The sequence below is a fragment of the uncultured Thermosynechococcus sp. genome, assembly GCF_937958135.1.
Taxonomy (GTDB): domain Bacteria; phylum Cyanobacteriota; class Cyanobacteriia; order Thermosynechococcales; family Thermosynechococcaceae; genus Thermosynechococcus.
Genome location: NZ_CALGOG010000022.1, coordinates 1 through 26,044 on the forward strand (window position 1 = coordinate 1; position 26,044 = coordinate 26,044).

Here is a 26,044-nt window from a genome sequence, read left to right on the forward strand (position 1 = left end):
TCCCTATGGGGATAGTCTGGATTGACATGATCCAAGGGGACGATGCCCCCCAAGTCGCGAGCACCGGCTTCTAGGCATGCCCGCAAGACCTCTGGATCTGTGACGAGATTTGCCGGAATTTGAATGGTAATCTCCTCGGGCAAGAGCGATCGCGCTAACCGTACCACGTTCGGTAATTGCCTCAGATCAAAGGGGGGCAACGCTGCGTCCTGTTGCTGGCCGGGACTGTGGGGTTGCAGAATAACCTCCTGAATGTGTCCCCAACGCCGATGGCACTCAGCAATCGCAGTGAGGGTCTCTGCCCAGTCCTGCGTTTCTTCGCCAATCCCCAAGAGCAACCCCGTGGTGAAGGGAATGCCTAGTTCCCCTGCCTGTTCCAGTTGCCTCAAGCGCAGTTGGGGGTCTTTGCTGGGGGCATGGCGATGGACAGTGTGCAATAGTTTTGGGGTCAATTGCTCTAGCATGAGTCCCATCGAAGCATTCACCGCCTTAAGAGTGGCCATTTCTGCTCCACTGAGGGGACCGGCATTGGTGTGGGGCAAAAATCCATAATCCAACGCTAAGGCGGCTAGCTCGTAAAGACGCTCCAACCATTGGGAGCGTTGAGGACTATCGGGAGCAACTTCGCCACTGAGAATGAGGATTTCGCGCACGTGCTTGGGGTCAAGAGAAGCAAGTTGTTTGGCTGCTGCCTCTACACTCAACCAACCGCTGCTGCCAATATCGCGGCGAAAGTTACAGTAGGTGCAGCGGTTAAAGCACTCGTAGGTGGGGACAAGGGTAAAGGCTGGACTGTAGGTTACTGTGCGATCGCCCATAGCAGACCAGCAAAAGAGTGACCTCATCTCAGGGCCAGTGCGTTCAAGACGGTTATTGCCGAGGCGACAGTCACCATTGTTAGGGTTACCATCAATCCGAATGTCTGGATTAAATCAAAAATAAAATGGTTAACAGATAATTTAATCGCGCATTTGATGATTACCTTCAGTTGTTACAGCCATGGCCGAGGGAGAAGATCTTGGTTTCAGTCGGCATAACGAGCGATCGCGAAGACGTAGAGGGCATGACCTGCCAACAACGTTAACCACATAAGCGTTACCGTCGGCATAAAGGGCACTGCCGTGGGTTGCAGTTGATGCCAAAACCAGCCACCGGAATTAAAAGCAGCAAAAAGGGCAACATGGACGGCAAAATTCATGCGATCGTCTAGGCGGCGATAGCGCGGATCACGGCGATCGGGCTTACGGGGCCAACGGGGAGGCATACACAGCGTACCTAAATCACTTCCAGTTCGTCGGGGTGAAAATGGGCAATAAATTTGGGACTAAAGCGCACCTGAATTGGGTAGTTGGGGCTAATGGGACGACCTTGCCAGTCGTTGAGGATGGCGCAAACTTCTCCTTCCATTCCCTGAAGGTCAAAGGGTTCGTTACGATGCTCAGGATGGTGATAGACCACGGTGGGGGTCTTGACGCGCACCCGCAGACCAACACTTAAGGTTTGTTGTTCCATGACGCTCATTCGTTTGTTGTTCTCCTCGACTGGCAGGGGTTTTGTTTTTATCGTCGCATACGGATCGCCAAGGGCGATCGCCCTAGGACAATTGAAAAGTATTTGTTACCATCGCGAGCGCATCCCGTTAGTTGGAAGAGCCGATGATCTGATGACCGAGGGAGTTGCCATTGCCGCTTATAGTCATTACTGGCATCAGCAGCAAGGAGCGCACTTGATGGCGTTTTTCGGGGCTGAGGTATTCCTGCTGGACACAGCGCCAAGTTTGCCACTGGCGTGTCTGCTCAAGGGCAATCATTTCTGCAAGGCAAGGAGAGGCTTGGCGGAGGTTAAGTCCGAGTTGGGTACGGAAAAAATCATGGAGGACAACGCCATCGTGAAGTGTACCTAAGAGTTCTTGCAACTGAGCAAAGGCATCCACCTGTTTAGCGAAGGCATCTCCATAGACACTGCTAAAGAGTTCCATCTGATAGCGGACTCGCTTAGTTTGCTTGCGGAGATCGTGGAGATCTTCACCTGCTGTTTGCAGCCACTGGGGCGGGTTACTAACCGCAAGGAAGACGGGGCGATCGCCCTGCCATTCAATCGCCACTTGCCACCCCGGATGCAGCAGCAGTTGACACACCAGAGGCAATAAAATATCTGGGGCAATCAGTTCCGTTGGTAAGTTGGCAACCTCACGATATTGAGGAGCAGCTAGCCATTCTTCTAGCCCCTGTTGCAATTTGCGATAGCGATCGCTCCGCAGCAGTTGGAGGGCTTTTTGCAGCAGTTCTGTGCGTTGTTTTTCAAGTTTCTTAATTAGTTTTGCCAGTTGTTGTTGCTCAGGGCGAGGCAGATGAGGGTAATACTGCTCCTTGAGCGCCAGCATCATGACATCTAAATCCCGCACGGGACTGAGACTGCCCGCGATCGAGCGCACCCGCTGAATTGACACCCCCTTGGGCAACCGCACTGTGTTGCAAAACACTTCCAGAGCCGTTCGCAGGCGACGCAGACCCACCCGCATCTGGTGAATTGCCTCAACATCGCGATCGCGAATCACCCCCGGCTCATGTTTGCTAATTTTGCGGTAGTACTTTTCAAAAGCGGCGTACGCGACATGCCCTAGGGTTTCCATCAGCCCCCCTGCTCAGCGCCCAAAGAAATACCACTACTAAATTAACGTTGATTAACCAAACTTACTCTTATCTTAATTTTAACTTAACCATGTTGGAGGGCTGTGGCTGACTCACGATTTGGCAACAAAAACCCCGCTCAAGGAGAACGGGGATTAGTGGAGTCATACAGTAGTAGCAAATTAAGGTGAGAAATCTTAGGCAGCCGCTAGATTTTTGGCAACAAAGTCCCAATTCACCAGTTGGTTGAGGAAGTTATCAATGAAGTCGGGACGACGGTTTTGGTAGTCGAGATAATAGGCGTGCTCCCACACGTCAAGGGTCAGCAGAGGCACTTGACCATGAACCAGTGGATTTTCCGCATTGGGGGTTTTGGTGACTTTCAGCGTACCAGCTTCGAGCACCAACCAAGCCCAGCCGCTGCCAAATTGAGTAGCAGCCGCATTTTTGAACTGGGACTTGAACTCGTCATAGCTACCAAAAGCACTGTTGATGCGAGCCGCTACATCTCCTGTGGGGGCACCACCACCGGGCTTGAGGCTATTCCAGAAGAAGGTGTGATTCCACACTTGCGCGGCATTGTTGAAAATGCCCACTTTGGCTGCATCGCCATAGGTTATGCGAATAACATCTTCAAGGGATTTGTCAGCCAGTTCGGTATCTTGGGTAAGTTTATTGAGGTTGTCCACGTAGGCTTTATGGTGCTTGCCATAGTGAAATTCTAAAGTTTTCGCAGACATCCCATAGGGTTCAAGGGCACCCGGATCAAAGGGAAGGGGTTCTTGTACAAATGCCATAGTGTTCTATACCTCTCTAAAGGTGATGCAGGTCTAGGCGACTAGAGGTCAATTATTCCAAAAGGCACTTAGCAGCAGTGCCCATCGCCTAATTAACAATTCGCAATAATTATATCACCCTCATTTCCACTTCGGAAAAGGGCTGCACAACTGCATGATATGTTCAGAGGGGTTTTGAGTTTTGCGCTCTATGGTTGATTCCGTCCTTCGCCTAGATCAGGTTTTGATTCCTGAGGATGCCCCCATTCGTTTTGGTACGGATGGTTGGCGGGGCATTATTGGTGCCGAATTTACCTTTAACCGTTTGCTACGAGCTGCGAAGGCAGCGGCGGCAGTGCTCCATCACACCTATGGCAAGGACGCAGAACCTCGAATCATTGTGGGCTACGATCGCCGATTTTTGGCGGAACAGTTTGCGGCAGCCGTTGCCCAACTACTGATCAGCCAAGGCTACGAGGTGTGGCTTTCTAGTTGTGCAGCACCCACCCCCGCCTTTAGCTGGGCAGTCAAAGCAGCGGGAGCAATTGGTGGCTTAGTGATTACGGCAAGTCACAATCCCGCTATCTATGCAGGACTCAAAGTGAAGGGCGCCTTTGGCGGTTCAGTCCCAACAACCGTCACCCAAACTATCGAAGCACAGTTGGCTCAGGGAGACCCACCATTGGTGCGTGAAGCAAAAACGGACTATCAAGTCTTTGATCCCTGGCCGAGCTATTGTGCAGCTTTGCGCAGTCATGTTGATCTGGCGCCACTTCGGGAGGCGATCGCCACGGGCAAGCTGCAGGTGTGTGCTGATGTCATGCATGGGGTGGCCGCAGGGGGACTAGAGCGGTTATTGGAAGTCCCGATACAGGAATTGCGGCGCGATCGCGACCCTCTCTTTGGCGGCGGTGCCCCTGAACCGATTGGCCGGTATTTAGCCGCAACCCAAGAGCAACTGCGGCAACAACAGAGCACAATTCCCACTGTCTGCCTAGTTTTCGACGGCGATGCCGATCGCTTGGCGGTGATTGATGGCGAGGGGGTGCTGTACACTGCCCAAGAAATCATTCCCATTTTGATTGATCATCTGGCACAGCACAGTCCCTACCGAGGAGCCGTGATCAAATCCATTAGCAGTTCGGATCTGGTGGCGCGGGTGGCCGCTCACCATGGGTTGCCTGTAATTGAAACGCCCATTGGCTTCAAGTACATTGGCGATCGCATGCTTGCTGGAGAAACCATCCTCTTAGGGGGAGAAGAATCCGGTGGGATTGGCTATGGCCACCATATTCCTGAACGGGATGCATTCCTTTCAGCTCTGTACCTCCTGCAAGCCTTGGTAACCTCGGGGTTGAGCGTAGGGGAATACTATCAGCACTTGCAGAAAATGACAAACTTTTACAGTGCCTACGATCGCCTTGATCTCACCCTTGCCTCCTCGGCGCAGCGGCAAAAACTTGCGACGACACTTGCCGAGCATCCCTTCACCCAGATTTTGGATATGCCCGTCAGCCATTGGGACACTGTTGACGGCTACAAATTTCATCTCGCCAATGGCAGTTGGTTGCTGATTCGCTTTAGTGGCACTGAACCCCTGCTCCGCCTCTACTGCCAGGGGAGAACCCCTGAAGAGGTGCACCGCATTTTAGAATGGGCAAGTCAATGGGCAGTTTCAGTGGTTAGTTAGTGCCTCTACCCCGGCGGGTTGCTTAGCAACAACTGTGGAAAGCACGCTCAAAAAGAATCCCAATCCTCATCTCCCAATAGTGGAAAAATCCTAATGTCAGCAGATCCCTCCAGCGAAAGTTCCGCCGCCAGTGTCCGTGCCCCCCTCCCCTTTTGGACTAAACTGGCCTTCGGTGCCGGCGATCTTGGAACTGCTATTACCGCCAACTTGCAGGTGTTTTTCTTGATGGTGTTCCTGACAAACGTGGCTGGACTCAGTGCCGGCCTCGCAGGAAGCGTGCTGATGATCGGCAAAATCTGGGATGCCATCAACGACCCAATCATCGGCTACTTGAGCGATCGCACCCCCAGGGGTAGGTGGGGACGCCGCCACATCTGGATGATCTCAGCAGCCATTCCTTTTGGCGTCTGTTTTTTCTTGAACTGGTGGGTACCGACAACGGATCAAACGCTCCTGTTTGCCTATTACACCATCATGGGCATCCTGTTTAACACGTTTTATACTGCTGTGAACCTGCCCTACAGTGCCCTGACAGCAGAACTCACTGAGGACTACAACGAACGCACCAGTCTCAATAGTTTTCGCTTTGCCTTTTCCATTGGGGGCAGCATTGGTGCGTTACTGCTGGCACAACTTCTCTTCCAAGTCATTCAGGAGCCACCAACCCAATATATTGTCCTCGGGGGGATTGCCGCGGCATTCTCGGTACTCCCTATTTACTGGTGTGTGTGGGGAACCCAACAGCGCGTGCGCGAGTTTGAACAGCATACCCCTAGCCGTTGCCAAAGCCGCTTACCCCTGAGAACGCAATTGCGCTTAGTCTTTCACAATCGTCCCTTCTTGCTGGTCATGGGGATTTACCTCTGCTCTTGGTTAGCAGTGCAAATTACAGCTTCCCTGATTCCCTTTTTTATTGGCGATTGGTTGCAAATGTCTCCCGCTGAATATACGCAGGTGGCACTTGTGGTTCAATCTACGGCAATGGGGATGCTCTTTGTTTGGAGTGCGGTGAGTCGCCGCCTAGGCAAGAAGGCCGTCTATTCCATGGGTATGACATTGTGGATCATTGCTCAGGCAGGGCTGTTTTTGCTACAGCCGGGGCAGACAGCACTGGTCTATGTCTGCGCAATTCTGGCGGGGTTTGGGGTTTCAACGGCCTATCTTGTCCCCTGGTCAATGCTCCCCGATGTCATTGATCTGGACGAACTCAACAGCGGCCAGCGGCGGGAAGGTATCTTCTATGGCTTTATGGTACTGTTACAAAAAGTGGGTCTTGCCCTGGCGCTGTTTCTTGTGGGTCAGGCGCTACAGTGGGCAGGGTATCTCCCCACTATTGGCGGTGAACCGCGACCTATTCAGCCTGCCTCGGCACTTTTGGCCATCCGCATTGCCATTGGACCGCTGCCGACCTTTTTTCTCATCCTTGGCATGGTCTTGGCTTACCTCTATCCCATTACTCAACCGGTCCACCAGGAAATTCTTTTCCGACTGCAGGCGAAACGACAAGGAGAAACTGGTGCATGAAAGGCTGGTACGTGGGCGATCGCGCCCTCATTTGGGGAGAGCGCACCTACATCATGGGCATCTTGAATATCACCCCCGATAGTTTTAGCGACGGTGGGGATTTTTTTAATCCCGCCAGTGCCATTGCCCATGCCTTAGAAATGGTGGCCGCCGGCGCTGATGTCATTGATGTGGGCGGTGAGTCCACCCGTCCTGGCGCCAGTGAAGTTCCCATTAGTGCGGAGTTGGCGCGGGTGGTGCCTGTCATTGAGGGCATCCGTCAGCAGTCCCCGATTCCCATCTCCATTGACACGACCCATGCGCTGGTTGCCCGGGCAGCGGTGGAAGCAGGGGCCAACATTGTCAACGATGTCTCAGGGGGGCAAGCGGATGCCGAGATGTTTGCGACGGTCGCTGCATTGGGGGTGCCCTACATTCTCATGCATCGGCGGGGAACCCCAGCGACTATGCAGCAATTGACCGACTATGACGATTTAATTGGCGACTTACTCCGCTATTTTCAAGAACAAACCCAGCGGGCGATCGCCAGTGGCATTGCTCCAGAACACTTGATGATTGATCCCGGCATTGGCTTTGCTAAGACCACGCCCCAGAACCTCACACTGCTGAGGGAGCTACATCGGTTTCGAGACCTTGGCTATCCCCTTTTAATTGGCCCGTCGCGCAAACGCTTTATTGGCGATGTCCTGAATCTACCCCATCCTAAAGATCGCGTGTGGGGTACCGCAGCCGTCTGCTGCCATGCTGTGGCCCAAGGAGTAGATATGGTGCGCGTCCATGATGTGGCGGCTATGGCGCAGGTGTGTCGGATGGCTGACCTGCTTTGGCGATCGCCCTAGGGGGATTCAAACCAGTGAAGGCACCGATTGCGATGAGAAAAAGACTTGTAATCTCCTCCAGAGAGGGACTCAGACCCAGAGGGATCTGTTCGCGGCGTTGCTGCCCCAACTAAAAGCCACTGTCAATGCCCAGCCCACCGGTAATTGTGCTAGCTGGAACAGCACTGGCAATCGGTAACTGTGCCAACCCCGCAGCTACACCGGTGCCCATATTGGAAATATACTCTTAGGGGCAATTGCTGCGCCCCGGCGCAGGCACACAGAGTTCCCACTCCGCATTGAAGGGTTCATAGCCTAGAGCTACCCCTGCCTGTTCTGCCTGATGGCGCACTTCCTCAAAGCACTCAAAGCCATCGGGGCGCACGGCAATAATAATGTACTCACGATCCCGCCGGCGACTGAGATTGGCCAATAACCTGCCAAGTACCGAAGTGGGCTTCGCCAGATCGGCTGTCTTCACAAGGACTCGTTGGGGATGGAGGATGACCCCTTCGCGGCGGCACTCTAGATAGCGCGGAGTGCGTTCGCTATTCTGGGCATTTTCCCGTGCCAAAATTTGCACATTGGTGCGTTCTCGTCCCAGACTGCTAGCACTAATCACCACCACTAGGAGGATTAAAGTACCAAGGGTACAGGCCAAGACTGAAAGGAAAGGAAATAAGTCCAGTTGTAGGTGGTGAAGTTGACGCCGCCGCACAGCCTACTCTACATGATTTTGGGGACGCGGAAGAAATCCTCCTCGCGATCGGGGGCGATCGCCAGCAAATCTTCGCGATTGGGCCACGGCTCCAACCGATCGGGACGGGTGACGTTGCTCACCTCAATTGCACGCGTTGTTGGCGGCACCTCTGTGACATCTAGAGCACTGAGTTGATTCACATACTCCAGAATGCTATCCAATTGCTCCGTCAGGGCTGCAATTTCGCTTTCATCAATGGCCAAGCGCGCTAAATGAGCCACCTTGCGCACGTCCTCTGCCGTAATCACTTTAGTTGCCATGTCAATTCTTGCTTAAAAGTAAACATCAATATTGGAGCGACCTGTGGTCTTCAGCCAGTTTTGCGCCTCGATGTAGTTATTGGGAGCCAGTTGAATTGCCTGTTTCCAGTACTCTGCGGCGCGATCAAAGAATTGCTCCGCTTCCTCGGAGCGCTGCTGCTCTTCGGCCTGTGTTCCCAAATAGTGGTAGATCACAGCAATGTTATTGAGGGCTTGGGGCATGCGGGGATTGAGTTCAAGGGCTTGGTGATAATACTCCAGTGCCTTTTCATGATCGCCATTGCTGGCATGGATGAGGCCAATGTTGTAGAGAATATAGCTGCGATCGTTGGGATCCTCTTCCAGTTCAAGGGCTGCTTGGTAATTTTCTAACGCCTCGGCGTATTCTCCATCTGCTTGGGCAGACATGCCATCGCGGTAATAGGCAAAGGCGGTTTTTGACTGTGCACTGGTGGGCAAGATCTTAAGAATGAGGTCAGCCATGACCGTAAAGGTTTTGTCAATGAAGTTGTCGTTCCGTTGCGATCGCGGCATAGAGCTTCCTTGAACGATCTCTTGCCTAGTGTATCAAAAGCACCACTAGAGAGCGTACTTCTCGCCAATGCCTATAAGATTTGTAGCGTTTCGCCAACAAGCCCCTAGCCCAGGCCTAAGATTGTCATACAGCCCTTTTCTACGAAGATGGCGAACACAAAAGGGAGATGCTCCTGTGCTACAGCAGTTTTGGCTGTTTTCAGCGTGTGCCATCCCTCCTGAAAAGGACTGGAGTGGCCGTCGGGGCCGTGATGCTCAGCAGAGGTTGGGAGTTTAAGATTTATGATTGAAAATATTCTATTGGCAGACTCAGGAACTGGACAATCCGAACAAATGCTCAAATCGCTGATGGAGTTGCCAGCGATTCAACGGGCTGCCGTCACCGTTTTGCACGTGATTCCACCGAAAATTACCGCCGAGGAGATGGCCGAACAACGTCAAGCGGGTGCCAAACTCCTAGCGGAAGCTGTGGCCCGCCTGCACCTTGACCCTGTGATTAGCGTCAATACCATGCTGCGGGAAGGGGATCCCAAAGATACCGTGTTACAGGTGGCCGATGAAATCAATGCCGACCTCATCATTATGGGCTCGCGAGGACTCAAACGCTTGCAATCCATTTTGGAAAACTCCGTCAGCCAGTATGTGTTCCAGCTTTCCTCTCGGCCTATGCTGCTGGTACGGGATGACCTCTATGTGAAGAAAATCAATCGCATCATGGTGGCGCTCAATAATTCTGCAGCCGCCAAAGCCTCTTTGGATTTAGCGGTACGCCTCATCGAGGGGGTCAAAGGCGGCAAACTCATTCTTGCCCATGTGAATCCAGACCCTAAAGGCCATGCCGATACCCCCAGTACTGCTGCTGAGAAAGACCCGATTCTGGCGCAAGCTGCCACCGTGGCCAAACAACGGGGGGTAGAGTACCAGTGCGTGCTGACCACAGGCAAACCCGGTGAAGAGATTTGCCGCATTGCTGGCGACACCAATGCCGATCTTCTGGTTCTTGGCTCCCCAGATCGGCGTCCCTCAATCGCCCGCAGTTTGCCCGACTTAGATCGTCTTTTGGGTACCTCCCTTTCAGACTATGTGCGGGTCTATGCCGAGTGCCCCGTGCTCTTTGTGCGACAATTGGAGGCGTAGTCGGATCTGGCGGCAGTGACCTTTTTTGAGGATCTGCGCTGGCAGGGCGATCGCCAGTGGCGACAATGGAGTGAAGCCCTTGAGTACACCTTGCTGCAACTCTTTCGCCGGCAGGAACCATTTGGGGAGTCCTCCCCATGGCTACGCGGGTTCTTTCAGGGGGTTCTCCTTGTTAGCCTTGGATTCGCCCTGTATTTCCTAGGGCGCAGGGTGTGGCGATGGTGGCAAAGGCGATCGCCTTCCCCTTCAACAAGACTCATTTCTACCCTTGGGGAGCGCCCCAAGGCCGTGGGGGAATGGCTGGAACTTGCCCAAAATCTACAATTGGCGGGGGACTACCGGGGAGCCTGCCGTGCCCTTTATATGGCTTTGCTCTATCGGTTGCAGGAGGCGGGCTGGCTGCGGCTTCAGCCCCATTGCACCAATGGCGACTACCTGCGGGAATTGGAGCGGCTCTTTCAACTGGGGGAGCGATCGCCCGCCGTACGGCGGAGTATCCAGCACCTCTTTCAAGTTCACAGTCGCAGTTACTATGGTGCCGAGGCAGTGGACGCCGAAACCCTAGCCACTTGTCAAGCCGCCTATTTTGAAGTGGAACCCTTCCTGCGGGGAGGCCAGCAATGATCGCGATCAACCGTCGGCAGGAATTTTTCCCTGGCCTCGCTCTCCTTGTACTGTTAGTGGTCGGCCTCCTGAGTCTGGTGGTGGCACCCAGCAGCCGCGCTGGCTCCTCCTTCGATTCCTCTTCTTGGGGCACGCAGCAATTTTATGCCTACCTAGAGCAGCAGGGGTTTCGGGTGGAGCGCTGGCAGCGGAACTATGACAACCTCAACAACCTCAAGAGCAAAGGGCACATTCTCCTTCAAATCAGTGGTCGTCCCATTGGTTGGCCACCGCCCCTTGTGGAGTGGCTGGCTCAGGGCAATACGCTGGTGCGCTTCTACTGGCATGGGGAACCCACAGCCGCCCCCTTTGAGACACGGCTCTCCATGCCTCAAGGCAATGTGTTAGTTGAAACGCGCCGCCGCGTTCCCGTCCGGCAGGGCGATCGCCCCCTCCTTGCCGATGATTACGGTTGGATTGTCTATCTTAGACGCTCCCATAGTCCCCCCAATCATGAACAGCGCATCCTTGGCGTCTATCCTTGGTTAGTGGCCAATGCCTATGGCGGCGAAACGGGTCTTGCCAACTTTGCCATTGTGGCTCAGCTCTTGCAGGAGGTCGTCAAACCGGGGGCAACCATTTACTTTGATGAATGGCTCCACGGCTATCGCCAGCGCACGCCAGAGGATGTGGCAAGGGGCACCGTACCTCAGACTCTCTTCGATTACTTCAGTCGTACCCCTTGGTTGGCTGTGGGGTTGCAGTTAGTCCTCTTGTTCTTCTTCCTGCTATGGCAACAAAGCCAACGCTTTGGTTCACTCTTTTTAGAAAAAGAACCCGTCTCGAGTAACAGTGCCGCCTACATTGAAGCCCTCGCAGGCGTTCTTCAGCGGGCGCAGCAGCGGCAGTTTGTCTTGAAACAGCTGCAAGATCGGCTCCGCTACGATTTAGCCGGCCAACTCGGCCTTGCTATCAATCGTCACCCTCCTCCTAAGGATGCAGAACTCATTCAAGCGTGGCAAGCAGCCACGGGGCGATCGCCTGAAGACCTTCACGACCTCCTCGGCGTCATCCCCACCGTTGATGATTCTCAGTTACTCCGCTGGCTAAAGCAGGCCGCCAGTGTCCTGCAGGCTCTGAAAACAGCTACCTGATTGGCCTAAGTAAGAATTCACGGTCTAGCCCTTAGGCTTTGTCTTCACACCCACTGATCCATAGACAAGAGTTTGGCAAGCCAAGCGATAATTCTCTGGCTTACGACGGAGCTTGCGCTCTTCCACTGGCGTGCGGGGGGAGAGATTTTCCATGCCCTCGACAATCTCAACAATGCACGTGCCACACTGGCCATAGCCCCCGCAATTAAAGAGCTTGCCCTTGAGGGTATAGAGGTCAACTCCCGCTTCCATTGCTTTTAAGCGCAGATTCGCGCCGTTGGCAGCAATAATTTCTTTGTTTTCGTTAACAAACTTAATATTTGTGGCCACAAATTCAGCTTTGCTTGCCATAGGAACCTACGCTAGTTACTATTCTTAATACATTCTCATTTTGGCAGAAAAACTGCCCAACCGTAGCTGAAGTTACGGGTAAATTGGCCGTTAAACTCTTAAGAGGGAGGCGGTTGTTACCGTGATCCGGCTGCTTAATAAAATTTGTTCATGCAAACGCTAAATTTTTGTATAGGAGGAGCGTAGTCAATGGGACTACCCTGGTATCGAGTCCACACTGTCCTGATCAATGATCCAGGGCGGTTGATTGCGGCCCACCTGATGCACACGGCATTGGTCGCCGGTTGGGCAGGGTCGATGGCTCTTTATGAGCTAGCTATTTTTGATCCCAGTGATCCAGTTCTCAACCCAATGTGGCGGCAAGGAATGTTTGTGTTGCCCTTCATGGCGCGGTTGGGGGTCACAGGCTCTTGGAGCGGTTGGAGTATTACCGGCGAAACGGGGATTGACCCCGGTTTTTGGAGCTTTGAGGGGGTTGCCCTAGCCCACATCGTGCTGTCGGGTTTGCTGTTCTTGGCAGCCTGCTGGCACTGGGTCTATTGGGATCTCGAACTCTTCCGCGATCCTCGCACGGGTGAGCCGGCTCTCGACTTACCGAAAATGTTTGGCATTCACCTGTTCCTTGCCGGTTTACTCTGCTTTGGTTTTGGTGCTTTTCACCTGACGGGTCTCTTTGGCCCTGGGATGTGGGTCTCTGACCCCTATGGCTTGACGGGCAGTGTTCAACCTGTTGCCCCCGAATGGGGACCCGATGGCTTTAACCCCTACAACCCCGGTGGTGTGGTTGCTCACCATATTGCCGCAGGCATTGTCGGGATTATTGCTGGCATATTCCACCTCTTGGTGCGTCCACCCCAACGCCTTTACAAAGCCCTGCGTATGGGGAATATCGAAACGGTACTCTCCAGTAGTATTGCCGCCGTCTTCTTTGCTGCCTTTGTGGTTGCCGGCACGATGTGGTATGGCAGTGCCACCACACCCATTGAACTCTTTGGTCCGACTCGCTATCAGTGGGACAGTGGCTACTTCCAACAGGAGATTAACCGCCGCGTGCAAGCTTCCCTTGCCAGTGGTGCCACTCTTGAAGAGGCTTGGTCGGCAATTCCGGAGAAACTGGCCTTCTACGATTACATCGGCAATAACCCCGCTAAGGGTGGCCTGTTCCGTACCGGCCCCATGAATAAAGGGGATGGGATTGCCCAAGCCTGGAAAGGCCATGCGGTCTTCCGCAACAAAGAGGGAGAGGAACTCTTTGTCCGTCGGATGCCCGCCTTCTTTGAGAGCTTCCCCGTCATCCTCACCGACAAAAATGGCGTTGTCAAAGCCGACATTCCCTTCCGTCGTGCAGAGGCGAAGTATAGCTTTGAGCAACAAGGCGTTACCGTCAGCTTCTACGGCGGTGAATTGAACGGCCAAACTTTCACCGATCCGCCCACCGTCAAAAGCTATGCCCGTAAGGCCATCTTCGGTGAGATCTTTGAATTCGACAAAGAAACCCTCAACTCCGACGGGATTTTCCGCACCAGTCCCCGTGGCTGGTTTACCTTTGCCCATGCCGTCTTTGCCTTGCTCTTCTTCTTTGGTCACATTTGGCATGGTGCCCGCACCCTGTTCCGCGATGTCTTCTCTGGGATTGATCCAGAACTATCGCCGGAGCAAGTGGAATGGGGCTACTACCAAAAAGTGGGCGATGTCACCACCCGTCGCAAAGAAGCGGTCTAATCATTCCTAGGGGACGACTATGGAAACCATCACCTACGTTTTCATCTTTGCTTGCATTATCGCGCTGTTCTTCTTTGCTATCTTCTTCCGTGAGCCTCCTCGGATCACCAAGAAGTAGCCTCTGACCCATCACCAAATAGGTCTTTAATGCTTGCCGATCGCCCCTGCGATCGGTTTTTTGATTTTCAGGGGGAGGATGCCCCCTGATTCCTCCTGAATCTTTGGCTCCTGAAGCCACGGTTTCTGGTACAGTCTTTATGGCACGGTGGGACGGCCAAGCTTGTTGTCTGTCAATCGCTAAGGAGAAAGCTCTGAGTACCCGAGTCATTATTGTCCGCCACGGTGAAAGCACGTTTAATGTTCAAGAGCGGGTGCAAGGTCACAGTGATGCCTCTTCCCTCACGGAGCGTGGTCATTGGATGGCAGCCCAAGTGGGTCTCGCCCTGCGGGGCATTCCCATCCGCAAGATTTACACCAGTCCCCTCAGACGGGCAAAGGCGACGGCAGAGGGCATCCATGCCCAGCTGCAAGACCCTGAACTCCAGTCCCCCCAAGCCCTAGATTTGCTCAAGGAGATTGCCCTGCCGGCGTGGGAAGATTTGCCCTTTGCCGAAGTGAAGGCACGGTTCCCAGAGGACTATCGCCGCTGGCAAGAGGCTCCAGAAACCTTGATGATGAAAATCACCACGGAAAGTGGCCAAACCAAGGAATTTTTCCCGCTATTGGATCTCTACGATCGCGCGGGCATGGTTTTGGAAGCCCTGCTGGCGGCTCACGAAAACGAAACGATTCTCATTGTTGGCCACAGCGGCATGAATCGTGCCCTGATTTGCACCGGTCTCGGCTTGGGGGTTAAGGGCTATCTGCGGCTCCAGCAGGCGAATGGCGGCATCAGTGTCTTAAATTTCAGCAATGGCTTGCGACAACCGGCGCAACTGGAAGCCCTCAATCTCACTAGCCATCTCCATGATCCCTTTCCCCAGCCCCGCTTTAAGGAGCAAACGCTGCGTATCTTTCTTGTCCGCCATGGTGAAACGGACTGGAATCGCCAAGGACGCTTTCAAGGGCAAATTGATGTGCCCCTCAATGAGACGGGCCGTGCCCAAGCGGCAGCGGTGGCCGAGTTCCTCAAGGAGGTGCCCTTCCACCATGCGTTGAGTAGTCCGCTCCTGCGGCCTAAGGATACCGCTTTGGCAATTTTGCAGTACCACCCTAGTGTGATGCTAGATCTAGAGCCTGCCCTTGCCGAGATTAGCCATGGCGATTGGGAGGGTAAGTTTGAACCAGAGGTGGAGGCAGCCTATCCAGGGGAATTGCAACGCTGGCGGACAACCCCTGCCCTTGTGCAAATGCCCAATGGGGAAAACCTCGAACAGGTGCGCGATCGCGTGGTCAGGGCATGGGAAAAATGGATTAGGCGCTGGAAAACCCATGCCCCCACCCCCCACAATGTCTTGGTTGTGGCTCACGATGCCACCAATAAGGTTCTGCTTTGCCACATCCTTGGCCTCGGCATTGAAAACTTCTGGCTCTTTAAGCAGGGGAATGGCAGCGTTACGGTGATTGACTATCCCCTCATGGGAGGTCTGCCACGCTTGCAGGCAGTGAATATTACTACCCACTTGGGGGGTGTGCTGGATCGAACCGCGGCGGGAGCCTTGTAGGCGATGGTGTGGCGACTGTTACAACAGGTGCGGCTGCTGGATCCCGTCAACCGCCAAGATTGGCGCGCGGATGTGCTGCTAGACAATGATCAACTGGTGGCGATCGCGCCCCAAGCGGTGCCCGCTGACGCGGAAATCCTCCCGGCCAGCAATTGGATTTTAGCGCCGCCCTTGGTGGATCTCTACAGCCACAGTGGCCAGCCGGGCTACGAAACGCGAGAAACCCTAGAGAGTCTCTTAGCAGCGGCAGCTGCCGGTGGGGTGCAGCATTTAACCCTTTTGCCCACCACAGACCCCACCATTGATCATCCCGCTGTTTGGCAAGCGCTGCAGCAGCAGATTCCCACCACCGCCTGGGCACAGGTACGAGTTTGGGGCGCCCTCACCCAAGGCTGTAGGGGCACAGCACTAACGGATTTAGCGGAACTGGCCGCCAGTGGCGTGGTCGGCTTTTGCGATGACCGAGGGTTGACCCACTGGTCCTTGGTGCAGCGGGCACTGACCTATCTCCAGCCCCTAGGGAAACCCGTGGCTCTTTGGCCCTTTGACCCGGCCTTAGCGGGCAATGGGGTGGCGCGGCAAAGTGGGGCAGCCACTCGTTTGGGATTGGTGGAGCAACCCGTCTGCTGTGAAACAATTCCCCTCCTGGCAATCTTAGAACTGGCACGCACGGTCTCAACGCCGCTGCACCTCATGCGCCTCTCAACAGCCCGCAGTGTGGAGATTCTAGCTAAGGAGAAGCCTGCCCACGTCAGCGCCAGTGTGTCGTGGTTACATTTGCTCTTTACGGTTGAGGATTTAGCCGGTTACGATCCGAATCTCCGCCTTGCTCCCCCTCTGGGAACGGCCAGCGATCGCCAAGCCCTGATTGAGGGAGTTAGAACAGGGGTAATTGAGGCGATCGCCATTGACCATACTCCTCTCCTCTATGAAGAGAAAATGGTTTCCTTTGCGGAGGCGCTCCCCGGCGCCATTGGTCTCGAATTAGCCCTCCCTGTCCTGTGGCAGGAACTCGTTGCCAAGGAATACTTGAGTGCCCTTGAACTTTGGCATGCCCTCAGTACGGCACCCGCACGAATTTTGGGCGTGGAGCCACCCCGCCTCGAACTGAACAGTCGCAACTTTATTCTTTTTGATCCAACTGTGAGTTGGACAGTGACGCGGCAAAGCCTGCGATCGCGCGCCGGTAATACCCCATTTTGGGAGCAGTCGGTGCGGGGTCAACTGGTGCCCTTCTCGCCCAGCATCAGCTCTGGCCGCACCCACCGATCAAACTCCTCAGCCGTGAGGTAGCCCAATTCCAGCGCCGCTGCCTTGAGGGTCTTGCCTTCCCTGTAGGCCTTTTGGGCCACTGCTGCCGCCCTGTCGTAGCCAATGTGGGGGTTCAAGGCCGTCACCAACATGAGCGATCGCTCCAAGTGAGTTTGAATTTGCTCCCGATTGGGTTCAATGCCCGCCAAGCAAAACTCTGTAAAAGCTTGCCCCGCGTCACTGAGAAGTTCAATTGCGTGCAGCACATTGTAAATGATGAGGGGCTTAAAAACATTGAGTTCAAAATTCCCTTGACTGCCGGCAATGCCGACCGCCGCATCATTGCCCATTACCTGCACACAGACCATTGTCAGGGCTTCACATTGGGTGGGATTCACCTTCCCCGGCATAATGGACGACCCCGGCTCATTGGCAGGCAAAATGAGTTCCCCGATCCCACAGCGCGGACCAGAGGCCAACCAGCGAATATCGTTGGCCATTTTCATCATTGCTGCTGCTAAGGTTTTTAAGGCACCACTGAGCATCACCAAGGGATCATGGGCGGCAAGGGCGGCAAAAGGATTCTCTGCCCTACAAAAGGGATACCCCGTCATTTGGGCCAATTCGGCGGCCACGCGATCGCCAAAGCCGGGGGGCGCATTGAGACCCGTACCCACTGCTGTAGCGCCAATAGCAAGAGGATATAAATGTTGCAGGACGTATTCAATGTGGCTTTGGCAGGCCGCAATTTGACTGGCGTAACCAGAAAATTCTTGGCCAAGGGTGAGGGGCACTGCATCCATCAGGTGGGTGCGCCCAATTTTAATAATCTCCGCAAAAGCCGTCACTTTTTCCTGCAACACCCCCAAGAGGCGTCGCAGCATGGGCAACAGTTGCTCGTGCAGTTTTATGACCGCGGCCACATGCATCGCCGTTGGAAACGTGTCATTGGAGGATTGGCTACAGTTCACATGATCATTGGGGTGAATTGGCGTTTTGCTCCCCTTGATCCCTCCTGCCAGTTCAATGGCACGGTTGGCAATCACCTCATTGACATTCATATTGGTTTGAGTACCGCTGCCCGTCTGCCAGATGGAGAGGGGAAACTGATCATCCCAGCGTCCCTCGATGACCTCCGTGGCAGCTTGAATAATCCATGCCGCTTTGTCAGGTGCTAACACCCCCAGATCGCGGTTGGCGATCGCCGCTGCTTTCTTGACCCGTGCCATGGCATGGATCACCTCTAGGGGCATCCGCAGACCACCAATGGGAAAATACTTCAGCGAACGTGCCGTTTGTGCTCCCCAGTAGCAGTCTGCGGGGACTTCAATGGCACCCAAGGAATCGTATTCTAAGCGAGTTTGCCTCGTCATTGAGATCCATCAAACTAAGGAGTGGGACGCTGTAAGCTGCGAGGTTCCGAATAATATCCTAGAAGTATTTGGGGACACTAAATGTCCGACTGTGGTTGCCATATTGAAGCAAAAAATGAAGCGGAGCGCAAAACCCTGCGCATTGTACTTCTTGTGAATTTAGGGATGTTTCTGGTGGAGTTGGGGAGCGGTATTCTTGCCCATTCCACAGCGTTGATTGCGGATTCCCTCGATATGCTGGCCGATGCTCTCGTCTATGGGCTTTCCCTCTATGCCGTGGGGCGTTCTCCAAAGCAGAAAACCCGTGCGGCAGGTCTGAGTGGTCTGTTTCAGATGACCCTTGCAGTTTTAATTTTGGGGGATGTGATCCGTCGCTTTATAGCAGGTAGTGCACCAGAGGCCGATTGGATGATAGGGATCGCCCTCCTAGGACTCGTGGCCAATGGCTACTGCCTTTACCGAATTGCCAAACATCGGTGGGGGGAAGTGCACATGCGTGCCAGTTGGATTTTTACCCAAAATGACGTGATTGCCAATGTCAGTGTGATTGCCGCCGGCGGGCTGGTTGCCCTCTTTCAGTCTCCCTATCCTGACTTGATTGTGGGGTTTGGCATCGCCAGCCTTGTGCTCTGGGGAGGGATTCGCATCGTGCAAGAGGCAAGGCAAGCTGTGATGAACACCCCTGTAGAATAAGTGGGGTGACTTTTGGAGACATCTCCTGTGGGCGCACCAGCGATCGCTATCATTGACTACGATATGGGCAACCTGCATTCTGTTAGCAAAGCCCTTGATGTGGTGGGGGCAAGGCCCTTGGTCAGCGATCGCCCCAGTGAGATTTTTGCCGCCGATGCTGTGGTACTCCCCGGCGTGGGTGCCTTTGACCCGGCCATGACTCATCTCCACGAGCGGGAGCTGGTGCCGGTTCTTCACCAACTGATTCAGCAAGGAATGCCCTTCTTGGGGATTTGCCTTGGCCTGCAAGTGCTTTTTGAATGCAGTGAAGAAGGAACAGAAGCCGGCCTCAGTATTTTTGCCGGCCAAGTCAAACGCTTTCAGTCTGAACCCGGCCTCACAATACCCCACATGGGCTGGAACCAGCTCATCCTAACGCAATCTGGCTGTCCCCTTTGGCAAGATTTACCGCCCACCCCTTGGGTGTATTTTGTCCACTCCTATTTTGTTGCCCCCGATGAGCCAGCGTTAGTGGCCGCAACGGTAACTCATGGTCAGCAAACCGTAACCGCTGCGATCGCCCACAACCATGTCTTTGCCTGTCAATTTCACCCCGAAAAGTCGGGCAAGATTGGTTTGCAAGTACTGCGTAATTTTGTTACTTTTGTGCAGCAGCCCTCCCCTTGGCACTAGCCCTCCCGATAACCATAAAAGCGCGTGGCAAAGTTTTGCGATCGCGTGGGAGAGAGTTGTCGCGCTTTCAAAATAGCGGCGGTGAGCAACACATAGGCCAAAATTCCCACCGCGGCTAGTCCCATCGGCCCAAAACGGACAGCAGCCGTATTCCAAAGGGCATGCAAAAAAGCCGCTAAACCCAGTCCAACCGCCAAAATCAAGGGTGCCCGACGAGGGCGCAACACGCTCAATCCCGCACAATAGCCCAAATAGCCCGTGTAGGCCATGTGCCCTGTGAGGGATCCCAAGACCCGTGGAATCAGCACTTGCAGACCGGCTAAATGACCAAATTGACCGGCAATACTCGGGACGTACTGCCCAAGGGTTTCTGTCCAAGTAAACCCAAGGCCGGCAGCGGCTCCCAAGAGAATGCCATCAAGGGGTTCCCATACCCCCACCTTTTGTTTCCATGGACTCGGTAGCCATCGCCCCAACCCGTAGGCCACAGCAATTGGCAATGCCTTGAGTAACTCTTCCATTAACCCGGCGCCAATGAAGTTGTGGCTGAATAAGACCCAAAATGAGGCATGGGGCGGATGCAGTTGGCCGGGTAAGATTGTGCGGAAGAAATAGATCATCGTCGGCAAAATCGGGCTTTGGAGAATTAAAATTTCCAGGGTCAACGTCCCTAGGAGCACCCATAGAGGTTTGCGTTTGCCACAAAGTTGATAGATAAAGTAATAGGCAGCACTGCCCAAATAGAGTGCCAAGATTACCTTGAAGGCCTCAGGGGAACCAGCAGTGGCAAACAGCAAGATGACTGCAACAACAGTAACAATGCCGGGTAAAAGATAAGCTTTGTGCACCCAGTCGGGATTGATTGCAAAAATAGGCAGGAGTTGGGTGAGGGTGAGGGGTTGATCAGGCTGGGTGGTCACAACTTCGGTGAGGGGCAGATACTCTAAGACAAATTCAGGGCCTTGGCGTCCCAATTGAATGTGATCGCCGGCATTGAGCGGGGTTAATGTCTTCACTCGCCGTTGGTTGACATAGGTACCATTGACACTCCCCAGGTCGGCGATCGCCCACACAGGAATACTGCCGCGCTTTTGACAGGTAAGTTGGGCGTGGTGGCGGGAAACAGAAGTATAAATGTGAGCGTCAAGGACAATGTGGCAAGTCTCAGGATCACGGCCAATAATTGTCACATCTTCTTGGGAGAGCCAAAATTGCGCCGTTTCAGGGGAAATTTGCCGCAGTACACCTGCATACTTCAACCTTGAATTGAGGGGGGAGCGATCGCGATTCATTAGTACCCGAATCCACTGCAAGGGGGAGGGCAAAAATCCCAAAGTCCTACCTGCTCAGCACTCACACCCACTATACACTGAGCGCTTGATACTTCCTTTGATCAACAGGGCGATCGCTGGAAGGGAAGTGAGCGGAAAACTTGAATGCCTTTGCTCTGGGGGACAGAGTTGACAAAAGTAGCACTTTGCGCAAGAATAAAAATCTGCTGATTCGGGGCTATAGCTCAGTTGGTAGAGCACTTCAATGGCATTGAAGGGGTCAGCGGTTCGAATCCGCTTAGCTCCATAGAAGTGAACCCTCCCCTAATCCATGAATGAGTCAGCGGCCCAGTCTGAATTGAGTCAAGTCCTGGAGTCTATTCAAGGCATCCAGAATAGCATTCAGCAAATTGATAAAAAGCTAGACATCCACATTGCCACCACAACTGAGCGCTTTCAACGCCTTGAAGAAAAAATTGATGCCGTTGAAGGTAAGCTAGAGCAGCAGATTCATGGTGTTGAAGGCAAGCTAGAGCAGCAAATTCATGCCGTTGAAGGCAAGCTAGAGCAGCAGATTCATGCTGTTGAAGCAAAACTAGAGCAGCAGATTCATGCCGTTGAAGCAAAACTAGAGCAGCGGATCAATGCGGTGGAATCAAGATTAGAACAGCAAATTCAGACCGTTGAGTCTCGATTAGAACAGCGGATTAGTGCCGTTGAATCAAAGCTAGAGCAGCAAATCAAGACTCTTGAACAGCGAATTAGTACTGTTGAATCAAAGCTAGAGCAGCAAATCAAAATTCTTGAACAGCGGATTAGTGCTGTTGAATCAAAATTGGAGCAGCAAATCAAAGCCCTTGAGTTTAAGTTAGAGCAGCAGATCAGTGCTCTTGAAACGAAGTTAGAGCAGCAAATTAAAGGAGTGGAGGCGCAACTGGGACAACGGATCACCACCATTGAAGCGACGTTGCAGGATATCTCTAAACGCCAAGCGGGAACGGATGCGCGCCTATGGGGATTTCTCGTGGCACTCTTGGTTGCCACAGTGGGCTTACTGGCAAAGCTCTTGATGTTTGATTTGCCGCAACCTTAGGGAGCGGTATTCTGGCGCAATATGCGCAATAATTTTTCTAGATGCTCTGGCAAGGGGGCGATCGCGACCACTTCTTTCCCTGTCCGCGGATGCTGCAACCGCAGGTAATAGGCATGGAGGGCTTGGCCGGGAAGCTTCACTTTCAGGGGGGTACCTCGGCCATAGAGGGGATCTCCCAACAGCGGCCACCCCAAGTGGGCAGCATGAACCCGAATTTGATGGGTACGACCGGTTTCAAGGCGAAACTCCACAAGGGCACAGTGGCGAAACCGTTCCTTCACATGCCAGTGGGTAATGGCGAGGCGGCCTTTTTCCGGGGGCACCACTGCCATCTTTTTGCGATCCACCGGATGACGCCCAATTGGAGTGCTTACAGTCCCCATTTCTTGGGGAGGCTGGCCATAGACCACCCCCAAGTAGTGGCGCTGCATTTGTCGCGTTTTCAATTGTTGTTGTAGATGTTGCAGCGCGAACTCCGTTTTGGCGACAACCATAACCCCAGAGGTGTCTTTGTCTAAGCGGTGCACAATGCCCGGCCGCTGGACACCCCCAATCCCCGTCAAATCCGGACAGTGAGCCAATAAACCATGAACTAGCGTACCGTGGCTATGACCGGGAGCAGGATGAACCACCAAATCCACGGGTTTATTGAGGATGAGCAGTTCTTCATCCTCGTAGAGAATACTTAGGGGTAGGGGTTCGGGAACCACCTCCAGCGGCTTTGGCTCAGGCAGCACCACCTCCAGCACATCACCGCCACTGAGGGGTTGATTTTTGCGATTGCACACTTGGCCATTGAGGCGTACATGTCCTTGTTGGATCAATTGCTGCCAGCGCGATCGCGAGAGTTGAGAATGCTGCTGGGCAAGGAATGTATCGAGGCGATCGCCCCCCTTTTCTACCCGAAAGGTCAGCGCTGTCGTCATTCCCTCCAATTACACCGCTGTCCGGCCAAGGGCTAAACCCACCACCAACATGCCTAGGACTAAAAAGGGCTGGGCACTGGCTTGGTACTTTACGTCATTTTTTACGGGATCCCGCAGGAAGTACATATCCTGAAACACAATTTGGGGAATAATCAGCAAAATTAGGAGCACTGCGTAGAGATTGGCATGAATTGCCATTAAGTAGCCCGCAATTCCCAATTGGAAAATGTCAATCATCAAGACACAAATCCATGCGGCGGTCGTGACGCCAAACATTACCGGCAGTGACGCCAAGCCCAGTTGGCGATCGCCCTCAACACTTTTGAAGTCGTTGACAATGGCAATGCCCAAGCCCGCCAGACTATAAATCAACGTCAAAATTACAATTGTCGGCGTCAATTCACCAAAAAGCGCATGGCCTGCCCACCATGGCAACGCAATATAGCTTGCCCCCAAGGCATAATTACCAAGCCAACCATTCTTTTTCAATTTCAGAGGCGGTGCAGAATAAATATAGGCCAAAAAGCCCCCAAGCAAAGCAATTTTGGTCACGGGGAATGTGGGATGATTGGCCCACAGATCCAGTAAGACAGCGAGACCTAAGCCTGCAAGAAGCAAAACAATAATCTGTGCCCGCACTTGATTGAGGGAAATTGCCCCGGAGGGAATCGGGCGGTAAGGCTCATTAATCGCATCAATCTCGCGATCGTAGTAGTCATTGAGCGTTTGCGTATAGCCGGCCATCAAAGGCCCCGATAGCAGCATGCAGGTGGCTGCCTTGAGCACATCCTCCAGACTCCAAGTAAATCCTCCCGACGATGCAGCGCCACAGACGACGCCCCACATGAGGGGAATCCATGTAATCGGCTTCATCAATTGCAGGCGAATTTTCCAGATATTGGTCTCGCCGCTTTTGGCACCTTTCATGCCCAGCAGTTGACGTGCTGCTGCCGTTGTCCTTTCCGAGGATGTTGAAGTCGTCGTTGAATCGGGGATTTCCGTCATAGCGCCTGTTGTGCTCAGCAATCACCTCACTGATTATAGTCGTTTCCCCTTCTTCTAGAGGAACCCCTGCTCTAGAGCAAGAAGAATGTAATGCTGTAAAGCTTGTGGGCCTCAATTTGCCGATCGCCGGTGCCGTAGGTCAGGATAGAAGCAAAACTGCTTTTAGAATCTTGCAGCGTCAGCAGAACAGCCCCAGATTGTGCCATGACCTCTGTATCTAGCCCTGATCATCTTAAACGCACCTTACCGGCGGTCATTGCGACTGCGATCGCCACAGTGGGCGTCCTTGCCCTGCGGCTGGGCGGCCTGCTGGAACCCTTGGAATTAAGAGTCTATGACCAATGGCTGCGCTGGCGATCGACACCGGCCACATCTCAGCGACTCCTGATTGTCAAGATTACTGAAGATGACATTCAAGCCCTCAAGCAGTACCCGATTCCTGACGAAGTGCTCATTCAAGCCGTCAATGAGTTGCAAAAGTATCAACCCAAGGTCATTGGCATTGATATTTTTCGGGATTTTCCGATTCCCGATCGCTTCAAACCACCCACTGATGTGCTACCCTCCCTCGGACGGGTGATGATGACCCAGCCCAACACCGTCATTGTCTGCAAAGTAGGGAGCGAAGGAGATCCCGGAATTGCGCCTCCCGCTGGACTGCCGAATGAGCAGGTGGGGTTTGCCGACATTCCCATTGATGAGGATGGAGTGGTGCGCCGTGCCATTCTCGCCAGCCGGCCAGAAGCTCGCGATCGCTGCTCTACCCCTCAATCCTTTGCCCTGGCCTTGGCGCGTGTTTTTCTGGGGATGAATCCCCAAGCTGTGACTCAGAACCGCCTTGAATTAGGAACGGCTCATTTTCAGGCCTTAACCAGCCACTGGGGGGGCTACAACAACCTAGATGCCGCAGGGTTTCAAATCCTAATCAACTATGCCCACCCGACCCAGCCCTATGAAACAGTCACCCTAAGGGAGGTGCTGACAGGTCAAGTGCTGCCCTCGAAGGTGCGCGATCGCGCCGTACTTATTGGCCTCACTGGCAGCAGCAACGACAAGTTTTTAATTCCAATGGCATTGCCGGGGCAAACCAACCGCCTTACCCCCGGTGTACTGGTTCAAGCAGCCATCCTTGAAGATCTACTGGCAGCGGCCCTCGATAACCGTTCTCCCATGGGGACATGGCCAGAGGGGGCGATCGCCCTTTGGATTCTTGCTTGGTCTGGCTTAGGTGCCCTGATCATCGCCAAGGGACACCGTTGGGTGATTGTGCCGCTGCTAGTGGCCGGAGGATTGAGCTTAAGTGGCCTCACCTTTCTATTCTTTTTACAGGGAAGTTGGATTCCCTTAGTTGCGCCTCTCGTTGGCTTTGGCAGCGCTGCGGTTTTGCTGCTGGGCTACCGCGCTATCTCTAGCCCCTCTACACCAACGGCTGCTCCCTTGGAGTTCATTACTGAAGGCGTAGGTCAACCAACCACACCCCAATCAGCCCCCATTTTGGAAATTCCCGAAACCCCGCCAACAGAAGTCTCTCGCCTAGAGACGGATGCCAACGCAACGGTGCTGCAACCTGAAACGGCGATTCCCTTTACCCCCGTTGAACCCACCCCACCCCCCGCCACTGGGGATAACCCCCACACGGCCCCCACCCTCCTCACCTCCGTCGTGGATCAAATTCCACCCACAGAAATTCGCGAGACAGCACCACAGCCCATCACCGAGAGGGAAACCTTCTTAGTGGTTCACGCTGAGGAGGCGGCACCTGCCGCTACAGATTTGCCAGAAACTGCCACGACTGCTCCTGAACCCACGAAGGTTGATCTTCCCGAAACTCAGAGGGGGGTTCCTACAACTCCCCCAGAAATACCCCCGACCCTGCGCCTTGATTCAGCGGAAACCCAACTAACGGTTCCCGAAGCCTTAACAACCCTCCGGGAGACCCCTAGCCTCTCCGGTGCCGATTTGCCTGAAACACAACTTCCCCTTCCTCAGCCACTGACTCCCCCAGAACCAATCTCGATACCATCAACCCAGTTCACCACCAGTGCGGACTTGCCCGAAACCCAATTGCCAATTCCAGAGGCTCCGCGAACAGACCTACTGGAAACACAACCGTCCAACCCTGACCCCTTACCTACAC

28 protein-coding genes and 1 tRNA gene are annotated in these 26,044 nt (G+C 53.8%); 15 read left to right on the forward strand and 14 right to left on the reverse strand.

The window, feature by feature from the left end:
- The 5 genes from cofG to Q0711_RS03150 all read right to left on the reverse strand — a co-directional run.
- Nucleotides 1-818, reverse strand: an 818-nt coding sequence (gene cofG / locus Q0711_RS03130; protein WP_299041549.1) for a 7,8-didemethyl-8-hydroxy-5-deazariboflavin synthase subunit CofG, incomplete at its 3' end; no start/stop codon positions are given.
- A 206-nt stretch (nucleotides 819-1,024) separates the two neighbouring features.
- Nucleotides 1,025-1,264 carry a hypothetical protein gene (locus tag Q0711_RS03135; protein WP_298611245.1) on the reverse strand — a complete coding sequence of 80 codons (240 nt, stop codon included), beginning with the start codon at nucleotides 1,262-1,264 and terminating at the stop codon, nucleotides 1,025-1,027.
- 11 nt (nucleotides 1,265-1,275) lie between these two features.
- Nucleotides 1,276-1,521 carry a ferredoxin-thioredoxin reductase variable chain gene (locus Q0711_RS03140; RefSeq protein ID WP_298611243.1) on the reverse strand — a complete coding sequence of 82 codons (246 nt, stop codon included), beginning with the start codon at nucleotides 1,519-1,521 and terminating at the stop codon, nucleotides 1,276-1,278.
- A 118-nt stretch (nucleotides 1,522-1,639) separates the two neighbouring features.
- Entirely contained in the window at nucleotides 1,640-2,632 is a 993-nt protein-coding gene (locus Q0711_RS03145; protein ID WP_298611241.1) for a CHAD domain-containing protein, read from the reverse strand.
- A gap of 195 nt (nucleotides 2,633-2,827) precedes the next feature.
- On the reverse strand, nucleotides 2,828-3,427 hold the full coding sequence (locus tag Q0711_RS03150) for a superoxide dismutase (RefSeq protein ID WP_299041552.1): 600 nt from the start codon (nucleotides 3,425-3,427) through the stop codon (nucleotides 2,828-2,830).
- A gap of 190 nt (nucleotides 3,428-3,617) precedes the next feature.
- Here Q0711_RS03150 and Q0711_RS03155 point away from each other — a divergent pair, with 190 nt between their 5' ends.
- The 3 genes from Q0711_RS03155 to folP all read left to right on the forward strand — a co-directional run bounded on the left by Q0711_RS03155 (nucleotide 3,618) and on the right by folP (nucleotide 7,459).
- Nucleotides 3,618-5,096, forward strand: a complete 1,479-nt coding sequence (locus tag Q0711_RS03155) for a phosphoglucomutase/phosphomannomutase family protein (protein ID WP_299041554.1) — start codon at nucleotides 3,618-3,620, stop codon at nucleotides 5,094-5,096.
- A gap of 93 nt (nucleotides 5,097-5,189) precedes the next feature.
- Entirely contained in the window at nucleotides 5,190-6,620 is a 1,431-nt protein-coding gene (locus Q0711_RS03160) for an MFS transporter (RefSeq protein WP_298611718.1), read from the forward strand.
- Entirely contained in the window at nucleotides 6,617-7,459 is an 843-nt protein-coding gene (gene folP, locus Q0711_RS03165) for a dihydropteroate synthase (protein WP_298611715.1), read from the forward strand. The genes Q0711_RS03160 and folP overlap by 4 nt, the downstream gene beginning before the upstream one ends.
- 226 nt (nucleotides 7,460-7,685) lie before the next feature.
- Here folP and Q0711_RS03170 read toward each other — a convergent pair whose 3' ends face one another.
- Genes Q0711_RS03170 through Q0711_RS03180 form a run of 3 tightly spaced genes read right to left on the reverse strand, consistent with a single transcriptional unit; the run spans nucleotide 7,686 to nucleotide 8,992 of the window.
- Complete coding sequence (locus tag Q0711_RS03170; protein ID WP_298611712.1) at nucleotides 7,686-8,156, reverse strand: hypothetical protein; 471 nt, start codon at nucleotides 8,154-8,156, stop codon at nucleotides 7,686-7,688.
- Nucleotides 8,157-8,164: 8 nt separating this feature from the next.
- Nucleotides 8,165-8,458 carry an Asp-tRNA(Asn)/Glu-tRNA(Gln) amidotransferase subunit GatC gene (gene gatC / locus Q0711_RS03175; protein ID WP_298611709.1) on the reverse strand — a complete coding sequence of 98 codons (294 nt, stop codon included), beginning with the start codon at nucleotides 8,456-8,458 and terminating at the stop codon, nucleotides 8,165-8,167.
- Between the two features lie 12 nt (nucleotides 8,459-8,470).
- Nucleotides 8,471-8,992, reverse strand: a complete 522-nt coding sequence (locus Q0711_RS03180) for a photosystem I assembly protein Ycf3 (RefSeq protein ID WP_298611706.1) — start codon at nucleotides 8,990-8,992, stop codon at nucleotides 8,471-8,473.
- Nucleotides 8,993-9,274: 282 nt separating this feature from the next.
- Between Q0711_RS03180 and Q0711_RS03185 the strand changes: the two genes are divergently transcribed.
- The 3 genes from Q0711_RS03185 to Q0711_RS03195 are packed head-to-tail and all read left to right on the forward strand — an operon-like array spanning nucleotide 9,275 to nucleotide 11,886.
- Nucleotides 9,275-10,129 carry a universal stress protein gene (locus tag Q0711_RS03185; protein ID WP_298611703.1) on the forward strand — a complete coding sequence of 285 codons (855 nt, stop codon included), beginning with the start codon at nucleotides 9,275-9,277 and terminating at the stop codon, nucleotides 10,127-10,129.
- Between the two features lie 15 nt (nucleotides 10,130-10,144).
- Complete coding sequence (locus Q0711_RS03190; RefSeq protein WP_298976214.1) at nucleotides 10,145-10,753, forward strand: DUF4129 domain-containing protein; 609 nt, start codon at nucleotides 10,145-10,147, stop codon at nucleotides 10,751-10,753.
- Nucleotides 10,750-11,886 (forward strand): DUF4350 domain-containing protein, encoded by a 1,137-nt coding sequence (locus Q0711_RS03195; RefSeq protein WP_298614538.1) that lies wholly within the window; start codon nucleotides 10,750-10,752, stop codon nucleotides 11,884-11,886. The genes Q0711_RS03190 and Q0711_RS03195 overlap by 4 nt, the downstream gene beginning before the upstream one ends.
- 24 nt (nucleotides 11,887-11,910) lie before the next feature.
- Here the strand turns inward: Q0711_RS03195 and Q0711_RS03200 are convergent, their stop codons facing one another.
- Nucleotides 11,911-12,237 (reverse strand): 2Fe-2S iron-sulfur cluster-binding protein, encoded by a 327-nt coding sequence (locus Q0711_RS03200; protein WP_298614535.1) that lies wholly within the window; start codon nucleotides 12,235-12,237, stop codon nucleotides 11,911-11,913.
- Nucleotides 12,238-12,426: 189 nt separating this feature from the next.
- Here Q0711_RS03200 and psbB point away from each other — a divergent pair, with 189 nt between their 5' ends.
- The 4 genes from psbB (at nucleotide 12,427) to Q0711_RS03220 (ending at nucleotide 16,916) form a co-directional block, all read left to right on the forward strand.
- Nucleotides 12,427-13,959, forward strand: a complete 1,533-nt coding sequence (gene psbB / locus Q0711_RS03205; protein ID WP_298614533.1) for a photosystem II chlorophyll-binding protein CP47 — start codon at nucleotides 12,427-12,429, stop codon at nucleotides 13,957-13,959.
- Nucleotides 13,960-13,978: 19 nt separating this feature from the next.
- Entirely contained in the window at nucleotides 13,979-14,077 is a 99-nt protein-coding gene (locus tag Q0711_RS03210; protein WP_011057371.1) for a photosystem II reaction center protein T, read from the forward strand.
- Nucleotides 14,078-14,216: 139 nt separating this feature from the next.
- Complete coding sequence (locus Q0711_RS03215) at nucleotides 14,217-15,623, forward strand: histidine phosphatase family protein (protein WP_298617920.1); 1,407 nt, start codon at nucleotides 14,217-14,219, stop codon at nucleotides 15,621-15,623.
- A 3-nt stretch (nucleotides 15,624-15,626) separates the two neighbouring features.
- Nucleotides 15,627-16,916: a dihydroorotase gene (locus Q0711_RS03220; RefSeq protein ID WP_298614528.1), complete on the forward strand. Its 1,290-nt coding sequence runs from the start codon at nucleotides 15,627-15,629 to the stop codon at nucleotides 16,914-16,916.
- Here the strand turns inward: Q0711_RS03220 and fumC are convergent.
- Nucleotides 16,844-18,247, reverse strand: coding sequence for a class II fumarate hydratase (gene fumC / locus Q0711_RS03225; RefSeq protein ID WP_299041558.1), 1,404 nt, complete (start codon nucleotides 18,245-18,247; stop codon nucleotides 16,844-16,846). The two genes, Q0711_RS03220 and fumC, sit on opposite strands and share 73 nt — an antisense overlap.
- Nucleotides 18,248-18,328: 81 nt before the next feature.
- Between fumC and Q0711_RS03230 the strand changes: the two genes are divergently transcribed.
- Both Q0711_RS03230 and hisH read left to right on the forward strand, forming a co-directional pair.
- A complete protein-coding gene (locus Q0711_RS03230; RefSeq protein WP_299041560.1) occupies nucleotides 18,329-18,940 on the forward strand; it encodes a cation diffusion facilitator family transporter in 612 nt (203 codons plus the stop codon).
- Nucleotides 18,941-18,967: 27 nt separating this feature from the next.
- On the forward strand, nucleotides 18,968-19,612 hold the full coding sequence (gene hisH / locus Q0711_RS03235; protein WP_298614540.1) for an imidazole glycerol phosphate synthase subunit HisH: 645 nt from the start codon (nucleotides 18,968-18,970) through the stop codon (nucleotides 19,610-19,612).
- Here hisH and Q0711_RS03240 read toward each other — a convergent pair.
- Complete coding sequence (locus tag Q0711_RS03240; protein WP_298614522.1) at nucleotides 19,609-20,946, reverse strand: PrsW family glutamic-type intramembrane protease; 1,338 nt, start codon at nucleotides 20,944-20,946, stop codon at nucleotides 19,609-19,611. The two genes, hisH and Q0711_RS03240, sit on opposite strands and share 4 nt — an antisense overlap.
- 171 nt (nucleotides 20,947-21,117) lie before the next feature.
- Between Q0711_RS03240 and Q0711_RS03245 the strand changes: the two genes are divergently transcribed.
- Both Q0711_RS03245 and Q0711_RS03250 read left to right on the forward strand, forming a co-directional pair.
- A tRNA-Ala gene (locus Q0711_RS03245) sits at nucleotides 21,118-21,190 on the forward strand.
- Nucleotides 21,191-21,214: 24 nt separating this feature from the next.
- Nucleotides 21,215-21,976, forward strand: a complete 762-nt coding sequence (locus Q0711_RS03250) for a hypothetical protein (RefSeq protein ID WP_298614519.1) — start codon at nucleotides 21,215-21,217, stop codon at nucleotides 21,974-21,976.
- On the opposite strand, the gene Q0711_RS03255 is transcribed toward Q0711_RS03250, so the two are convergent.
- The 3 genes from Q0711_RS03255 to Q0711_RS03265 all read right to left on the reverse strand — a co-directional run bounded on the left by Q0711_RS03255 (nucleotide 21,973) and on the right by Q0711_RS03265 (nucleotide 24,113).
- Nucleotides 21,973-22,902 (reverse strand): RluA family pseudouridine synthase, encoded by a 930-nt coding sequence (locus Q0711_RS03255; protein ID WP_298617922.1) that lies wholly within the window; start codon nucleotides 22,900-22,902, stop codon nucleotides 21,973-21,975. The two genes, Q0711_RS03250 and Q0711_RS03255, sit on opposite strands and share 4 nt — an antisense overlap.
- Nucleotides 22,903-22,911: 9 nt before the next feature.
- Nucleotides 22,912-23,907 (reverse strand): chlorophyll synthase ChlG, encoded by a 996-nt coding sequence (gene chlG / locus Q0711_RS03260; protein ID WP_298614515.1) that lies wholly within the window; start codon nucleotides 23,905-23,907, stop codon nucleotides 22,912-22,914.
- Between the two features lie 71 nt (nucleotides 23,908-23,978).
- Nucleotides 23,979-24,113 (reverse strand): hypothetical protein, encoded by a 135-nt coding sequence (locus Q0711_RS03265; RefSeq protein ID WP_298614513.1) that lies wholly within the window; start codon nucleotides 24,111-24,113, stop codon nucleotides 23,979-23,981.
- On the opposite strand from Q0711_RS03265, the gene Q0711_RS03270 reads away from it, so the two are divergent.
- On the forward strand, nucleotides 24,112-26,044 hold a 1,933-nt coding region (locus Q0711_RS03270), incomplete at its 3' end, for a CHASE2 domain-containing protein (RefSeq protein WP_298614511.1). The two genes, Q0711_RS03265 and Q0711_RS03270, sit on opposite strands and share 2 nt — an antisense overlap.

What these genes read in the sequence shown, in the direction of transcription:
- Q0711_RS03145 (WP_298611241.1), bottom strand. Translation starts at nt 2,632, where the DNA reads ATGGAAACCCTAGGGCATGTCGCGTACGCCGCTTTTGAAAAGTACTAC.
- Q0711_RS03210 (WP_011057371.1), top strand. Translation starts at nt 13,979, where the DNA reads ATGGAAACCATCACCTACGTTTTCATCTTTGCTTGCATTATCGCGCTG.
- Q0711_RS03185 (WP_298611703.1), top strand. Translation starts at nt 9,275, where the DNA reads ATGATTGAAAATATTCTATTGGCAGACTCAGGAACTGGACAATCCGAA.
- Q0711_RS03200 (WP_298614535.1), bottom strand. Translation starts at nt 12,237, where the DNA reads ATGGCAAGCAAAGCTGAATTTGTGGCCACAAATATTAAGTTTGTTAAC.
- Q0711_RS03230 (WP_299041560.1), top strand. Translation starts at nt 18,329, where the DNA reads ATGTCCGACTGTGGTTGCCATATTGAAGCAAAAAATGAAGCGGAGCGC.
- chlG (WP_298614515.1), bottom strand. Translation starts at nt 23,907, where the DNA reads ATGACGGAAATCCCCGATTCAACGACGACTTCAACATCCTCGGAAAGG.
- gatC (WP_298611709.1), bottom strand. Translation starts at nt 8,458, where the DNA reads ATGGCAACTAAAGTGATTACGGCAGAGGACGTGCGCAAGGTGGCTCAT.
- Q0711_RS03255 (WP_298617922.1), bottom strand. Translation starts at nt 22,902, where the DNA reads ATGACGACAGCGCTGACCTTTCGGGTAGAAAAGGGGGGCGATCGCCTC.
- Q0711_RS03135 (WP_298611245.1), bottom strand. Translation starts at nt 1,264, where the DNA reads ATGCCTCCCCGTTGGCCCCGTAAGCCCGATCGCCGTGATCCGCGCTAT.
- Q0711_RS03180 (WP_298611706.1), bottom strand. Translation starts at nt 8,992, where the DNA reads ATGCCGCGATCGCAACGGAACGACAACTTCATTGACAAAACCTTTACG.
- Q0711_RS03160 (WP_298611718.1), top strand. Translation starts at nt 5,190, where the DNA reads ATGTCAGCAGATCCCTCCAGCGAAAGTTCCGCCGCCAGTGTCCGTGCC.
- Q0711_RS03265 (WP_298614513.1), bottom strand. Translation starts at nt 24,113, where the DNA reads ATGGCACAATCTGGGGCTGTTCTGCTGACGCTGCAAGATTCTAAAAGC.
- Q0711_RS03155 (WP_299041554.1), top strand. Translation starts at nt 3,618, where the DNA reads ATGGTTGATTCCGTCCTTCGCCTAGATCAGGTTTTGATTCCTGAGGAT.
- Q0711_RS03195 (WP_298614538.1), top strand. Translation starts at nt 10,750, where the DNA reads ATGATCGCGATCAACCGTCGGCAGGAATTTTTCCCTGGCCTCGCTCTC.
- Q0711_RS03140 (WP_298611243.1), bottom strand. Translation starts at nt 1,521, where the DNA reads ATGAGCGTCATGGAACAACAAACCTTAAGTGTTGGTCTGCGGGTGCGC.
- Q0711_RS03215 (WP_298617920.1), top strand. Translation starts at nt 14,217, where the DNA reads ATGGCACGGTGGGACGGCCAAGCTTGTTGTCTGTCAATCGCTAAGGAG.
- fumC (WP_299041558.1), bottom strand. Translation starts at nt 18,247, where the DNA reads ATGACGAGGCAAACTCGCTTAGAATACGATTCCTTGGGTGCCATTGAA.
- Q0711_RS03220 (WP_298614528.1), top strand. Translation starts at nt 15,627, where the DNA reads ATGGTGTGGCGACTGTTACAACAGGTGCGGCTGCTGGATCCCGTCAAC.
- folP (WP_298611715.1), top strand. Translation starts at nt 6,617, where the DNA reads ATGAAAGGCTGGTACGTGGGCGATCGCGCCCTCATTTGGGGAGAGCGC.
- psbB (WP_298614533.1), top strand. Translation starts at nt 12,427, where the DNA reads ATGGGACTACCCTGGTATCGAGTCCACACTGTCCTGATCAATGATCCA.
- Q0711_RS03250 (WP_298614519.1), top strand. Translation starts at nt 21,215, where the DNA reads ATGAATGAGTCAGCGGCCCAGTCTGAATTGAGTCAAGTCCTGGAGTCT.
- Q0711_RS03150 (WP_299041552.1), bottom strand. Translation starts at nt 3,427, where the DNA reads ATGGCATTTGTACAAGAACCCCTTCCCTTTGATCCGGGTGCCCTTGAA.